The organism is Methanobacterium subterraneum (genome assembly GCF_002813695.1).
GTDB lineage: Archaea > Methanobacteriota > Methanobacteria > Methanobacteriales > Methanobacteriaceae > Methanobacterium > Methanobacterium subterraneum.
Genome location: NZ_CP017768.1, coordinates 303,305 through 317,075 on the forward strand (window position 1 = coordinate 303,305; position 13,771 = coordinate 317,075).

14 protein-coding genes and 1 pseudogene are annotated in these 13,771 nt (G+C 41.7%); 10 read left to right on the forward strand and 5 right to left on the reverse strand.

Annotated elements, in window-relative coordinates; translation table 11 throughout:
• The first annotated feature begins 90 nt into the window (after positions 1 to 90).
• The 8 genes and pseudogenes from BK009_RS01535 (at position 91) to BK009_RS12595 (ending at position 5,904) form a co-directional block, all read left to right on the forward strand.
• Positions 91 to 315 carry a TRAM domain-containing protein gene (locus tag BK009_RS01535; protein WP_100906626.1) on the forward strand — a complete coding sequence of 75 codons (225 nt, stop codon included), beginning with the start codon at positions 91 to 93 and terminating at the stop codon, positions 313 to 315.
• A gap of 106 nt (positions 316 to 421) precedes the next feature.
• Positions 422 to 646, forward strand: coding sequence for a TRAM domain-containing protein (locus BK009_RS01540; protein WP_100906625.1), 225 nt, complete (start codon positions 422 to 424; stop codon positions 644 to 646).
• An 897-nt stretch (positions 647 to 1,543) separates the two neighbouring features.
• A complete protein-coding gene (cbiM, locus tag BK009_RS01545) occupies positions 1,544 to 2,230 on the forward strand; it encodes a cobalt ECF transporter S component CbiM (RefSeq protein ID WP_100906624.1) in 687 nt (228 codons plus the stop codon).
• Positions 2,231 to 2,575 carry an energy-coupling factor ABC transporter substrate-binding protein gene (locus tag BK009_RS01550; protein WP_100906623.1) on the forward strand — a complete coding sequence of 115 codons (345 nt, stop codon included), beginning with the start codon at positions 2,231 to 2,233 and terminating at the stop codon, positions 2,573 to 2,575.
• A 152-nt stretch (positions 2,576 to 2,727) separates the two neighbouring features.
• Positions 2,728 to 3,516: a cobalt ECF transporter T component CbiQ gene (cbiQ, locus tag BK009_RS01555; RefSeq protein ID WP_100908820.1), complete on the forward strand. Its 789-nt coding sequence runs from the start codon at positions 2,728 to 2,730 to the stop codon at positions 3,514 to 3,516.
• A 212-nt stretch (positions 3,517 to 3,728) separates the two neighbouring features.
• Positions 3,729 to 4,562 (forward strand): ATP-binding cassette domain-containing protein, encoded by an 834-nt coding sequence (locus BK009_RS01560; RefSeq protein WP_100908821.1) that lies wholly within the window; start codon positions 3,729 to 3,731, stop codon positions 4,560 to 4,562.
• Positions 4,563 to 4,822: 260 nt separating this feature from the next.
• Positions 4,823 to 5,403 (forward strand): annotated as a pseudogene (locus BK009_RS12590) (DUF362 domain-containing protein); the annotation flags it as partial.
• Between the two features lie 246 nt (positions 5,404 to 5,649).
• Positions 5,650 to 5,904, forward strand: coding sequence for a 4Fe-4S binding protein (locus BK009_RS12595; RefSeq protein WP_236951058.1), 255 nt, complete (start codon positions 5,650 to 5,652; stop codon positions 5,902 to 5,904).
• 94 nt (positions 5,905 to 5,998) lie between these two features.
• Here the strand turns inward: BK009_RS12595 and BK009_RS01570 are convergent, their stop codons facing one another.
• The 5 genes from BK009_RS01570 to BK009_RS01590 form a co-directional block, all read right to left on the reverse strand.
• Positions 5,999 to 7,273, reverse strand: coding sequence for a hypothetical protein (locus BK009_RS01570; RefSeq protein WP_211290140.1), 1,275 nt, complete (start codon positions 7,271 to 7,273; stop codon positions 5,999 to 6,001).
• 60 nt (positions 7,274 to 7,333) lie between these two features.
• Complete coding sequence (locus tag BK009_RS01575; protein ID WP_100908822.1) at positions 7,334 to 8,170, reverse strand: SDR family NAD(P)-dependent oxidoreductase; 837 nt, start codon at positions 8,168 to 8,170, stop codon at positions 7,334 to 7,336.
• 110 nt (positions 8,171 to 8,280) lie between these two features.
• Entirely contained in the window at positions 8,281 to 9,075 is a 795-nt protein-coding gene (locus BK009_RS01580) for an acetoacetate decarboxylase family protein (RefSeq protein ID WP_100907624.1), read from the reverse strand.
• 364 nt (positions 9,076 to 9,439) lie between these two features.
• Complete coding sequence (locus BK009_RS01585) at positions 9,440 to 9,826, reverse strand: 4Fe-4S dicluster domain-containing protein (protein WP_100906619.1); 387 nt, start codon at positions 9,824 to 9,826, stop codon at positions 9,440 to 9,442.
• Complete coding sequence (locus tag BK009_RS01590) at positions 9,823 to 11,373, reverse strand: homocysteine biosynthesis protein (RefSeq protein ID WP_100906786.1); 1,551 nt, start codon at positions 11,371 to 11,373, stop codon at positions 9,823 to 9,825. Before BK009_RS01590 ends, BK009_RS01585 begins: the two co-directional genes overlap by 4 nt.
• A 394-nt stretch (positions 11,374 to 11,767) precedes the next feature.
• On the opposite strand from BK009_RS01590, the gene BK009_RS01595 reads away from it, so the two are divergent.
• Together BK009_RS01595 and BK009_RS01600 are read left to right on the forward strand one after the other, a co-directional pair.
• The gene (locus BK009_RS01595; protein ID WP_100906618.1) at positions 11,768 to 13,141 is read left to right on the forward strand and encodes a TldD/PmbA family protein; all 1,374 of its coding nucleotides are present in this window, start codon (positions 11,768 to 11,770) and stop codon (positions 13,139 to 13,141) included.
• Entirely contained in the window at positions 13,141 to 13,701 is a 561-nt protein-coding gene (locus BK009_RS01600) for a TIGR00296 family protein (protein ID WP_100906617.1), read from the forward strand. Before BK009_RS01595 ends, BK009_RS01600 begins: the two co-directional genes overlap by 1 nt.
• Positions 13,702 to 13,771: the final 70 nt, after the last annotated feature.

The following is a 13,771-nucleotide window of genomic DNA, read 5'->3' on the forward strand; positions in this document are numbered from 1 at the left end:
AAAATGGCTTTGAAATTAAACATACCTTTATAAGTCCTCAAATCAATATTAAAGACAGCCATTCTTAATGGCAAATTTGGAAGTGAATAAATGTTCGGAAATAGTTACGGAAGAGATGAAAGGGAAAATTCCTCCCCCATCAGTGAAGGGGAAGAATACGATGTTAAAATTGAAGATTTAGGTAGAGATGGTGACGGCATTACCCGTATTGAAGGGTTTGTAGTTTTCGTTTCAGGAGCTAAAGTTGGAGATGAAGTTAAAATCAAAGTTAACTCTGTTAGGAGAAACTTCGGTTTTGCTGAAATAGTAGAATAGATACAATGAAGTAATTCTTGAAGCGAAATAAAAATCAGTTTTATTAGTTTTTTAAGAATTCACATTTTTAGAGCCATTTAAGGCAATTATTTGGAAGTGAATATATATGTTCGGAAGTAATTACGGAAGAGATGAAAGGGAAAATTCCTCCCCCATCAGTGAAGGGGAAGAATACGATGTTAAAATTGAAGATTTAGGTAGAGATGGTGACGGCATTACCCGTATTGAAGGGTTTGTTGTCTTTGTTTCAGGAGCCAAAGTCGGTGACGAAGTTAAAATCAGAATTAACTCCGTACGCAGGAACTTCGGTTTCGCAGAAGTAGTAGAATAAGGTCATTACCTTATTTGAACAATCTTCGAAATATTTTTTTTAAGGGAATATTAATCTGATTTTATTCCCTTTTCGAATTATTTTTTCTTAAATTCTATTTCAATTTATCAACTCTTTTTACCTTTATCTGGTTTCAGGTAACCTCCTGATTTTATATGGGTCAATAATTTTTATATTTAAATCATTTTTTTCATCATGTAAAATTTTTCTCAAAAAGATTTTATGAAAAAATATTAATCTAATTTTATTAATTACACGAGTAATACTCAGTATTTCATTTCATGGTGAAAATTTATCTTATTAATGTATTAATTCGTTTAGGGAGTGCATTGTGATATTTCCCTCAATTTGTGAATGAATTTGGTTTAAATTGGGACAAATTTGGGACAATTCATTTAAATGATAAATGGGAATCTAGTTAATGTGTGGTGTGTTTTACACTACACGCCCCCCCCCAATTTTTATCAGATGAACTTGGGATCATCAATTAGAAACTATTTTTTCCCGGTTAAATGATACTCAAGTTATCTCTAAACTGGATATTTTTTTTATAATGAACTCTTTTTTAAATGAAACTTAGTTTAAGTGCATTCTGTCTATTTTTTTAATGGTGATGTTTAGGTTTTAATGGTGATCTATTGGGGGGACTTCCAGCACAACACTAAAATATCAATTTTTCCTGATTTTTTTTAAACTAAAAGTGAAAAGTTTATAAAGGGCTTATTCTAAAGTGAACTAGTAGAAGGTATTGTGGATAGTGTTTGTATTATACGATGTTACTAACTCAATACTCTTCACCTGTCTTGAATTAAAAAAGATTATGATTGGGGAATATAATCCTATAATTGGAAAATTCCTTCAAATGTAAACTAATGTTAGGAATAAAGGAGGATTTAAATGCATATTATGGAAGGTTTCCTGCCCTGGCAATGGTGCCTGTTATGGTACATAATATCCCTGCCAGTGGTGGCTTATGGAGTAGTACAAATCAAAAAGATAACTGATAAACATCCAGAATCAAAACCATTATTGGCAGTTTCAGGAGCATTTGTTTTTGTTTTATCATCGTTAAAACTACCTTCAGTAACTGGTAGTTGTTCTCATCCCACTGGTACTGGTTTAGGGGCAGTTCTCTTTGGACCGGCTGTAGCCAGTGTTTTGGGAGCTATAGTCCTGGTTTTCCAGGCCCTGCTTCTGGCTCACGGTGGTCTCACCACTTTAGGTGCTAACATATTCTCCATGGGAATTGTAGGGCCAATGGTGGCCTGGTTGGTTTATAAAGGTGTACAGAAAGCAGGATGGTCTCCACTCATCGGTGTGTTCCTGGCAGCATCCCTGGCTGATCTCATGACCTATGTAACCACAGCCATCCAGCTATCCCTGGCATTCCCTGTACCCAGTTTTGCAGTGGCTTTCAACAACTTCATGTGGATCTTCGCCATCACTCAGATACCACTGGCCATAGCTGAAGGGCTGTTAACTGTGGTGATATTCGATTACATCATGAAACTTCGACCGGATATCCTGGAGAACTTGAAAGTAATTGGTCCTAAAATAAAGGAAAAAGTGCAGGCGGTGGTCTAAATGGATAGTAAATACTACATCGTCTTACTGGCCCTGGTTGCCATAATTGCAATTCTCCCTCTGGCCATGTACAGTGGGATGGGTGAAGATGAGGGTTACTTCGGTGGGGCTGACACTTCTGCCGGTACTGTAGTGGAAGAAACTGGATACGAACCATGGTTCAACTCTTTCTGGGAACCACCCAGTGGTGAAATTGAAAGCCTCCTTTTTGCACTTCAAGCAGCCATAGGGGCTATAATAATTGGTTATATCCTGGGGTACTTCCAGGGTCAAGCTAAAGAGCGTAAGAGAATCGAAAAAGAAATTAAAGCAGAGTCCAAATCTGATTTGAAACATGAAAATTAAGTAAACCTGGTGAAGGTATTTACTGTGTGATGTGAAAATGGACTAAAGTAAACTAGAATATATATAAAGTAAAATATAAGATATGTTAAAGAAAAATTGAACATGTCTAAAGTAAACTTTGGTTCGTTGATAAATTACAGGTGAAACTGGAAATGTTTGAAAACACACTGGATAACTACGCACATTCCAATGGCCTTAAAGATATGAATACCTTCTTTAAGGTTTTGTTTGCAATTTCAACCATGCTAGTGAGCCTGATATCAACATCACCCGCAGTACCTTTACTGGTAACTTTCCTCATGTCTGCTTTAATCATCTTCCAGGCTAAAATCCCCTGGAAGTTCTATCTTAAATTTTTAGCCATACCCTTCACTTTTGGATTTTTATCTTTCATTTTCATGTCCCTATTTTTTGGAGTGGGTGCTCATATACTGGATCTGGGAATATTCAACCTGGCAGTTACCGAGGATGGTTTCAACCTGGGACTATTGGTTTTTTCCCGTGTAATGGGTGGTTTCACCTGCATGGCCTTTTTAGCCCTAACCATACCCATGACTGAACTTTTCAGTGAACTGGAACGCTTCCGGATCCCACAGATAGTCACAGAAATAGCCATGTTAATGTACCGTTACATATTCCTATTCCTTGATGAGGGTATTAACATGTACCACGCCCAGGAAACACGTTTAGGCTATTCATCCTACCGGAAATCCTTCAAATCCCTGGGGATGTTGGGGAGCAACCTGTTCATAAGAACCTGGGTTAAGGGTGAACAGGCCCATATTGCCATGGAATCAAGGGGTTACAATGGTTCCATGAGAACACTTAAACCACCGGAAAGCATACGAAGCATAGGAATCCTCAATCTGGCATTACTGGTTTCTTTTGAAGTGTTCCTGCTTATTGGCGTATATTTCACCTGGAACATGAGAATAATTTAGATATAATCTATTCCAAAAAACTTTTTTTATGGTGAAAACCTGTTTTTTATGTTGAAATAATGGTGGGAATAATCTTCAAATAGTTCCTTTTTTAAATAATTCCAATACTCCCATATTGGTACAGTAACTTAGATAATCTTCTTATTTGATAAAGAATAGTGTGAAGAACAATTTTATATCTTTAATGAGTAATAGGTATTTGAGTGAATCCAATGAACGTCCTAGAAACTAAAGAAGTGAGTTATAAATATCCCGATGGCACACCAGCCCTTAAAGATGTGAACTTCCATGCATCTAAAGGTGAAATAGTAGCCTTACTGGGTCCTAACGGGGCCGGTAAATCCACCCTCTTTTTACATTTTAACGGAATTTTAAGACCATCATCCGGCAAAATTATGGTGGAGGAAGTTCCCCTCAACTACAATAAGAAGGCTATCATGAATGTCCGGCAGAAAGTGGGTATTGTGTTCCAGAACCCGGATGACCAGCTCTTCGCACCTACAGTTGCCGAAGACGTGGCTTTCGGACCACTGAACATTGGACTCGAACAGGATGAAGTGGAAAAAAGAGTAACTGAATCCCTGGAAAGGGTGGGAATGGCCGGGTTCGAGAGGAAACCACCACACCATTTGAGTGGAGGGCAAAAGAAAAGGGTGGCCATTGCCGGTATACTGGCCATGCGTCCAGGGATAATGGTCCTGGATGAACCCACCAGTGGCCTGGATCCCAAGGGAGCCTCCCAGATCCTGCACATCCTGCACCAGCTCAATCAGGAAGGAATGACTATTGTAATATCCACCCACGATGTTGACTTGGTTCCTCTTTACGCATCCCAGGTTTACATAATCAGTGATGGTCATATAATTAAGGAGGGAACACCACAAGATGTCTTTGGTGATGTGGAAACCATCAGAAAGGCCAATCTCCGCCTACCTCGGATTGCACATCTCATGGAAATACTCCAAAAAAAGGATGAACTCCCCTTTGACAAACCATATCCTTTAACCATTGGAGAAGCCCGGAGAAAGCTTTTAAAACATCTTTAAGAGTGATTAATCTATTTATTATCCCTTTTTTAGCCAAAATTTTAATATTATAAGTTTATCGTTAATCGAATCTTTTAATTCAAGTAAGTATTTGATTCGAGTATTGAATATAACATCTCAAAAGTTGAATCTTTAGTTACAATAACCCCTATTCTTCAAAAACATAGAGGGTATTATTCATGGTGGAAAAATCAGAAGTTGCGGTGGCTAAATGCCAATATTATTCTTTAAATGACGTACAAAGTGCCGTCAAAACTTGTATGGATGCCCTTGGTGGTCTTCAATCATACATCAATCCCGGGGACACTGTACTCCTTAAACCCAACCTGCTCCAGGCTAAACCTCCGGAAGAATACATAACCACCCACCCGGTCCTGGTGGAAGCAGTAATCAACCTGGTAAGGGATGCTGGAGGAATACCTCAGGTAGGGGACAGTCCTGGGGCTTTTGATAGGGGTTTAGAGAAGTACTGGAATATTACGGGCCTTAGTGATGTATGCGGGAGGTTGGATGTGGAACTGGTGAACTTTGAAACTGCTGGGAGTTACCGTAAAACCAGGAATGGCCGTGATTACCACATAGCCAAACCAGTTCTGGATGCTGATCTAGTGATCAACCTTCCCAAGATCAAAACCCACAGCTCACCACCTTCACGTGTGCAATTAAAAACCTTTACGGCACGGTACCAGGATTCACCAAGGTGGAATACCATAAACAGTCCCCACAACCATCCCAGTTCGCTGAAAGGGTGGTGGATATTTTTGCAGTGAACCAGCCCTGCCTGCATATTGTGGATGGTGTGGTGGGAATGGAAGGTTCCGGACCTTCATCAGGTGATCCCCGGAAACTGGGTATGATTCTGGCGGGTGAGGATGGGGTGGCTCTGGACAGTTTCATCACCCATAAACTGGGACGCAACCCACTGGAGGTACCCACCAACCGCATTGCCTATGAACAAGGGTTGGGGGAAGTGGATATAGATAAGATAAACATCATAGGAGTGGCACCGGTTATTGATAATTTTAAATGGCCACCAAAACTGTCTTCCACACTGGAAATGATCCCCGGCCCTCTGGCCAGGGCTCTGATGAAGTTCTGGTGGGTCAGACCAGCCATTGACCCTGAAAAATGCAACCAATGCCTGAAATGTCAGGGAAGCTGCCCCACCCATGCCCTTAAAAAACCAGGAACTTTAACTAAGGATCAGCGGGCTTACATCCCTGAATTTGATTATGAGAAATGTATCAACTGCCTGTGTTGTATGGAAATGTGCCCCCAAAAGGCGATTTACCATGATCAGAGTTTGATTTACAGGCTCATTTCAAAGTTTTCAAATTCATAATAAGTCTAAAAACGGTTTTTTTCATAAAAAAAATAATCAATGGGGAATAAATGAAAAAAAATATTCTCTAAACACTTTATTTAACAATCTATTGTTATTCGCTTGGATTTTCTGTTGTTTGCCCTCCAATTTCTCCAATCCGGGTTATCTGCTGCAGGATATATCCTAATAGTAAAAGGAGTATTCCGTTGATGATGAGGATTACCGGAACAATCATGGCTGGAATGAGGCCCGGTGTGAGCATGGATAAACCAAAGGCAATGGAGACCACATTTAACACGGTCTGGGTGATCATCAGTTTACGCATAACCGGGGGAACATGCACTGGTTCTGCAGGAGGATTCCTCATTCCCTGCACTATGGGAATGAACCGTTTAAGGAGTAGTATGCCTCCGCCCAGTATGTTCAAAACCCCGATAAGCATCTGAACCAGTCCAGTGAGAATTCCCGGCACAATGCAGGAGAAAATTCCCAGGGAAGCAAATACAATTCCGATAATGATCATTAACCAGGAGCGTTTGAACTGACCCATGGGAGTGTCTCCCAGAGCCATCATCTGGATAGCCATGACCACCAGGAGTAGGCCCAGCTGACCATCGGGAGAAAATGGAAGCAAACCCATATTAACCGGGAAAAGCAGGAATCCCAGGAGGCTTAGGAGAACCCCTAACATGATCAGTACGGCCAGTGATAAAGGGATAGAAGCCTCCTGTAAAAACTTAAAACGACTTCCAGATTCTTTTTTTAACCCACCGGTTTCCTCGGGATAAACTCTAGACACCTTATGAATACACCATGATAGGTAGAAGAAACTGATTCCATAGGCAATTAACACTATTCCAGTCTGTGGATCATTTTTAATCATTGGAAAGAGTGTTATCAGTCCAGAGATAATGGTGATCGCGTATATCAGGCCACAGGCAATGGTAAGGTGTTGTAATACTCTGGGGACTTTCATCCAGATTCTGGCTTTTTCTTCAGAAAAAAATAGTTGTAATAGGAGGGATATTCCTCCTGCTAATAGTAAAACACCCACCAGCACGCGGACCAGCCAGCTAAGTGTTCCGGGGATGTAACAGGCCACCATTCCCAGGATAGCAGCACAGATTCCAACAATGACGAGCAGCAATGATCTGCGGAGATCACCGAAGGGTGTTTTCCCCATAGTAATTATCTGGAAGGAAACGATGACCAGGAAGAGCCCGTAAGTACTGTCCGGGTTGTAAGGCAGTTCTCCGGTGTGTATTCTAAAAAGAAGAATGCCAAAGAGGAACATGAATACTCCCAGAATCAGCAGTATGATAACTTCTAAGGAGAGATCAGTTTCTTCACGCATTTTCATGTAATTAGGTTTCCTAGATGCTGGCAAAGGAAATATCCTCCTAAGGCATATAATTTGAACTAAATAAAATATCTGGTTAAGCAATGATCAGTAATAATTTCCACCTTTTTCATAGGCAGCCCTACGATCACGTGCCATTTGCATCATAACCTCTTCCATTTCCTTATCTCCCAGGATATATCTATGCCACTGATCAGTGTAGGGTTCTTCAGGAATGATGATGATACCCTTCTGCTCTGCCACGCGGTCAAGGATAAGTTTTGCTGCTTTATCAACTGGATAAGCATCATCAGGGATCTTCAACTCATCATGGGTGGTGCCATCAATTGATTTTTTAAAGATGGGAGTGGCAATGTTGGCCGGACAGATGGTTGAAAAGTGAAGGCCCTTTTCCGCATACTCGTATCTTAAACATTCGGTGAGGCCAGTAACCCCGTATTTGGTAAGGGAGTATAATGCCTGGAATGGTGGTGGGACTATACCGGCAATAGAACTGGTATTGATGATATGACCAGATCCCTGTTCAAGCATGATGGGTACCGCAGCGTGAACACCGTAAATAACACTCCATAGATTAACATCAATGATATTCTTCCAGTCATCCATGGTGGCAGTCTCAAATTGCAGGGTTCCTCCGACTCCAGCATTGTTGAATAAAAAGTCCAGCCTGCCAGCTTCCTCTACAGTGCCATTAATGGCATTTTCTACCTGTTCCTGGACAGTAACGTCTACGATAATGGTATGCACCCGATCATCATATTCTGATAATTGCTCAGCGGCTTCCGAAACCTTTTCCGGGTTACGTCCTGCCATGTAAACTATTGCCCCTCTTTTTAAGAGTTCCTCACTCAAAGCATATCCAATACCAGAATTTGCACCGGTCACAATACATACTTTATCCTGATAGTACTCAGAATTACTCATATCATCAACTCCATTCTATCCTTTATCCCATTTCTTTCACACATTTTAGCATGACAGTTTCATTTCTCTATTACCAGACTTATTTTCCCATTCCCTTTCAACCCCTAGCCTCATTCAATTACTCTGGCCCCCATGGCACGAAGTATTGCTCTTCCTTCTATCATGATACTCTGGGTTACCTTTTTAATGGGCAAAGCCGCTAGACTGTTAATAATCCAGTACTGATTGGGGTTTTGCATGGGTGTCATTTCAGTCCATTTAAGACTACCCGTACCAGCCTGTGCTCTTTCCACTTCAACACCCTGAGGATACAGTACAAACTGACTTAGCTCTGCCCCAGGAGCTCCAACCTTGGGAATGTATCTCCATCCAAGGGTATTTTGGGATATGAATGCGGATTTCAAATTTTCCAAGTCATCCCCAGATATATCTCCTTCTTCTTCAAAATCCATGTTCAAGAAAGTGTTACCCTCGTAACTCACGGTGGTGGCATAGTTAGGTTTTAAAACATGCAGGTCTTCAATATCCGCAAATATCTTTGGAATTCCAGTCTGTTCCCTTCCCCCCAGTATGGGAGCAGTTTTATTCTCCCAGACCACCAGGGTGTAGGATCCGTCCAGTTCATCCTTTTCTCCCTGGAAATGAACCGGCGCTGCCACGTTAATCAGATTGTATTGCCCCCCGTGCAACCAATTTATCTCAGTAAATTTACTGAAAACAACCTGAACTTCCGGTGCCAGTAACTCAAAACCTTCTGGAATGTAATTTTCAAGAAGTTTCTGGTCAGTCTCGTAACTGATGGCCAGAGACGTTGCCTTCTGGATGATTTTAGTCTCCGAGTCGAACTTACCCCCACCAAAATGTACAGGCATTAAATACGTGAAATCGCTTTGCATTTTAAACATTAATATTCACCTTTTTTTTATTCATATTTTCAATGATATAATTGTATTGATCTAAAAACCCTTAAAGATAAGTGTATAATCACCGGAGGATGGCTACCTGGTGGTAGGTGTACATAATATTAATTTATATCTTCAAAACCATTATCATCCATTAAAATTGGGCTTTTTAATTTAAACATTCAAATGATTTTAAATTTCAAATTAGGAATGGGATTCTTAAAATAACATTGGCTGATTAACACATTAAAGGCTTTAAAATTCTTAAATAGCTTTTAAATTAATTGATGAGTTCTAAACTCAGATTTTAGAAGTAATAAAAAAGAAGATACTGACTTAAAAAAAAGAATGAGGTATTATTGGTTTATTAATCAGCAATCTTAATGGCCTTGGTAGGGCAGGAAGTTGTGCAGAATCCGCAGCCAATACATTTCTGGTTATCCAGTTCCACAGTCCAATCTTCCCCCATTTTAATGGCTTCCACTGGACAGAGGCTGATGCATTCGCCACAATCCATACATTTATCTTCATCCTTTTTAACCACTTTTTTAATGGGGTTAAGCTGGATGCCCTCCTTTTCCATGTACTTTATTCCTTCTTCCGCTTCACTGCCACTGATTTCAATGAGCATCTTACCACCCTTAGGGGTGATATTAGCCTTGTGGATGTTGAAGGTCACATCGTAGTTTTTGATGAGATCTGAAATCACAGTTTTATTCACGATAGTAGGGGAGAATTTAAGCCAGGCTTTCATTTAGAACCACCTTCCTTGTTATTCTGGGAACAAATTAGTCTGGAAATATCCTCAGCAGTAATCATACCCTTAACCCGGTTTTCCCGGTCAACTATGGGCACACCTGATATTTCGTGTTTATCAATGCGCCGGGCAATTAACTCCACTGGCTCATCTTCCATGGCCACAATCACCTTCTTGGTCATTACCTCGGTGAGTTTTCGACTGTCCTTGGCCACAGCATGGGCAATATCCCAGCTAGTCACAATACCCATGAGCCGGTCTGCATGGTCCACCACTGGCAAATGGTTGACGTTGTTATCCACCATCTTCCGGGCCACACCAGAAATGGCTTCTTCTGCCCGGGCAGTGATCACTGGTTTGATTTTCAGATCCCGTACCATAATGGATGGTCGTTTAATCTGTAAGGGTTTCACTGTGCATCCTGATGAGGGGAGACTTTTAACCGGACTGGTTAAAAAGAATTCACCCCTATCAATCCATTTTTTAAGCTCTTCAGCCACCTGCAATGCCTTTTTGAAGGAGGAAAGTGGGGATGTTTGCACTTCATTACCATTGATTTCAATCTTCCCGGTTCTAAGCTCCTGATAGTTGGTTTCCCTCACTGCAGGGCGGCTCCGGCGAGGAACACCGTAATCATAAATATTGCATGATATATCCTGATCACTGACACCAGTTCGCTGTGCAATATCCTCATTTAAAACTGGAATGGGGATACCGGCACCCACATATAGGGTGGGCCCGTACTTGTGCATGGTAGCTCCCCGGACATACTCTGCATCCATCTTCTTCATATCACCCTTGAGCATCAGTGTCCCGGATGAATCTACAGGAACACCGTTTTTCCGTTCCCCCTCTGTGGCGTGTTGGGTTCCCTCACCTATGATATAACCCTGACTTCCGCACAGGAATATCCTGGTGCCCATTCCAATGGTCTGGAAGAAGGGATCATTTAGGAGAGGGCTGAGTTCCCCGGCACTGGAAAAACTCACATTACCCATCTGGGGTAGGAGAGTGCCCATGTAAGTGTAAAGGGTTTCCTCAGTGGAGTTGGTAGCTGCAGCGTAGTTCTGGTAACAGTTTCTGGGGTTAACCATCACTGCCTGGTTAAGGTCTTCCAGACTGAGGAATGTATGAACATCAGTACGGGGATAACAATCAGTTCCGTAGGCCTCTGCCACCAGTTCAACCTCTTTACCCCTGATAAGATCCTCCAGCAAATGGGCACCTCCATAATCCAAACCTATATCTGGGTTACGGTGTGGCTGTGTGGCTCCAAGATAGGCGTCCACAGCAGCCAGACCAGAGTAGGCTTCTACACCATTCAGGTAGGTGCGACTCATCTTAATGGGTGGATCTGAATGTCCAAAGTTGAAAAATGCGCCAGAGGAACACATAGCACCGAATGTTCCGGTGGTAACAACATCCACCTCTCTTGCAGCTTCTCCTGCACCATTTTCCTGCACTATACGGGTCATCTCACCCGCAGTAACCACTACTGCGTCCCCGTCTTTAATTTTTTGGTTTATTTCCTCTATGGTCTTCACTCTTTTCACATCCGGTGCTTTTTTGTAATAATAATCCTGTGATAGGAAAGAAATAATAATATTAATGATTTCTAAGCTATTTAACCCGCACATTATATATTTATTTTTCGGAGATTATAACTGAACTTCAAGATAAAAATCTTCTGGTCGATAAGATTTTTAATATAATCATAATTTTACTATAAATCATAATCTATCATCAGAACTAATAAATCAAATCATCAGAACTAATAAATCAATAATCTTATAGAAGTAATCAATTCAATAATCTGTGGTTAAAATATTTTGTGTTTAGATACTAATTAATTCTTAACCTCCTGAAATTAGTAGGGGTCTGAATTTATTAATCTGTAGAATTATATGTCATGAAGATCATATTATAAGTGGAGATAACATGAAATCAGAGCTTGATCTTGACTTACTAGGAAAAACACTGGAATCAGTGGAAAAACATGTTGACTATGCCGATATACGGGTCAGTGAAAGTCAAAACACAGTCATTGTTATGAAGGATGGGAAAATCCAGGAAATCAGATCAGGTTGTGATCTTGGAGCCTGCATCCGGGTATTGAAGCAGGGTGCATGGGGATTCTCCTACACCACTCAACTGGACCGCCTGGACCGCGTGGCTGAATCTGCATTAAAACTGGCCAGTGCCCTATCCAGTGATGTGGAACTGGCACCTGCCGAAATAAAAACCGATAAAGTACCATCCAATGCCCGCATCAAACTATCGGATGTATCTCTGGAAGATAAGAAGATGGTGATGACCGAGGTGGAACAGGCTGCTAACCTGGATAAAGTGGTGAGCACCACTGTTAACTACGTGGATGCGGAGGGAACCACTTTATTCTTAAACTCAGATGGAACATCCATTTCCATGGAAGAAAACCGGGTGGCCCTGTTTTTAAACGCAGTTGCCGCCTCCGAAAATGGCATACAATTCGGACACAAGAGTACTGGTGGGGCCCGGGGTTTTGAAGTTATTGAAAAGGAAGATCTGGAACTCATGGGAAGAACTGCCGCTTCAAAGGCAGTTAGGTTACTGGATGCCAACCTACCACCATCTGGACGTTATCCCATAATTATGGACCCAGAATTAACCGGAGTCTTCATCCACGAAGCAGTGGGCCATGCTTCAGAGGCTGATCTGATACTGCAGAATGACTCCATTTTAAAGGATAAAATGGGAACACCTATTGGCTCTCCACTGGTTACTATTGTTGATGATGCAAGTATGGATGCCTTTGGTTACTATGCCTACGATGCAGAGGGAATAAAAACCAGTGAAAACGTACTGGTAACGGACGGTACCCTGACCTCCCTTTTAAGCTCCAGGGAAACCGCAGCCAAACTCAATATCCACTCCAGTGGTAACGCACGTTCCGGTGTGGGGGATCAGCCCATAGTACGCATGAGCAACACCTATCTCAAACCGGGCCAGATGAACTTTGAAGAGTTAATTGAAGATATAGATCACGGAATATACCTTAAAGGATCCCGCGGGGGGCAGGTAGATACTGGTAAAGGAGTTTTCCAGTTCAACGCTGCTGAATCATTCTTAATTGAAAATGGTGAGGTTAAAGATCCACTACGTGATGTTTCCCTTTCAGGTAACATTCTGGAGATACTGCAGAAAGTGGATGCAGTGGGTTCTGACTTCCATTTAGGGGTGGGATTCTGTGGTAAAGCCGGTCAAACCGCCCCGGTGGGTGATGGAGGACCCCACACCAGGGTAAGCGAGGCCACAGTAGGTGGTGCCAGTTGATGATAAGCGAGGAAGAAGGAGATTTCCTGGTAAAGTTAGCCAGAAAATCAATTGAAAACTACGTCAGGGAAGGGAAGATCATCCAGGTTCCCGATGATGTTAACCCTATCTTAAGGGAGGACCGGGGAGCATTTGTAACCTTACATCGTAATGGAGACTTAAGGGGATGTATTGGTTACCCGGAACCAGTGAAACCCCTGGCCCAGGCAGTGGTGGAAGTGGCGGTCAGTGCAGCCACACAAGATCCACGATTTCCCCCAGTCACCCAAGCAGAACTTGACCAAATCCTGGTGGAAGTCAGTGTACTCACCAAACCAGAGTTAATTGAAGTTCAAAAACCATCCGAGTACATGGAAAAGATAGAAGTGGGCAGAGACGGACTTATAATTGAAATGGGGATATACAGGGGCCTCCTACTTCCCCAGGTTCCTGTGGAATGGAACTGGGATATTGAAGACTTCCTGGCCAACACTTGCATGAAGGCAGGTTTATCCCCTGATTGCTGGCTCCAGGAAGGTGTTAAAATATATAGTTTCAAATCCCAAATATTTGAAGAATAATTAATTTTTGAGGAAAAAATTAATGTTGAAATTATGGTATTCTTTAAAAATTAAAGGTATTCTTTTATTA

Coding starts and splice junctions, on each gene's coding strand:
- cbiQ (WP_100908820.1), top strand. CDS start 2,728: ATGTTTGAAAACACACTGGATAACTACGCACATTCCAATGGCCTTAAA.
- BK009_RS01550 (WP_100906623.1), top strand. CDS start 2,231: ATGGATAGTAAATACTACATCGTCTTACTGGCCCTGGTTGCCATAATT.
- cbiM (WP_100906624.1), top strand. CDS start 1,544: ATGCATATTATGGAAGGTTTCCTGCCCTGGCAATGGTGCCTGTTATGG.
- BK009_RS01535 (WP_100906626.1), top strand. CDS start 91: ATGTTCGGAAATAGTTACGGAAGAGATGAAAGGGAAAATTCCTCCCCC.
- BK009_RS01575 (WP_100908822.1), bottom strand. CDS start 8,170: ATGAGTAATTCTGAGTACTATCAGGATAAAGTATGTATTGTGACCGGT.
- BK009_RS01580 (WP_100907624.1), bottom strand. CDS start 9,075: ATGTTTAAAATGCAAAGCGATTTCACGTATTTAATGCCTGTACATTTT.
- BK009_RS01595 (WP_100906618.1), top strand. CDS start 11,768: ATGAAATCAGAGCTTGATCTTGACTTACTAGGAAAAACACTGGAATCA.
- BK009_RS01560 (WP_100908821.1), top strand. CDS start 3,729: ATGAACGTCCTAGAAACTAAAGAAGTGAGTTATAAATATCCCGATGGC.
- BK009_RS01600 (WP_100906617.1), top strand. CDS start 13,141: ATGATAAGCGAGGAAGAAGGAGATTTCCTGGTAAAGTTAGCCAGAAAA.
- BK009_RS01585 (WP_100906619.1), bottom strand. CDS start 9,826: ATGAAAGCCTGGCTTAAATTCTCCCCTACTATCGTGAATAAAACTGTG.
- BK009_RS01540 (WP_100906625.1), top strand. CDS start 422: ATGTTCGGAAGTAATTACGGAAGAGATGAAAGGGAAAATTCCTCCCCC.
- BK009_RS12595 (WP_236951058.1), top strand. CDS start 5,650: ATGAAGTTCTGGTGGGTCAGACCAGCCATTGACCCTGAAAAATGCAAC.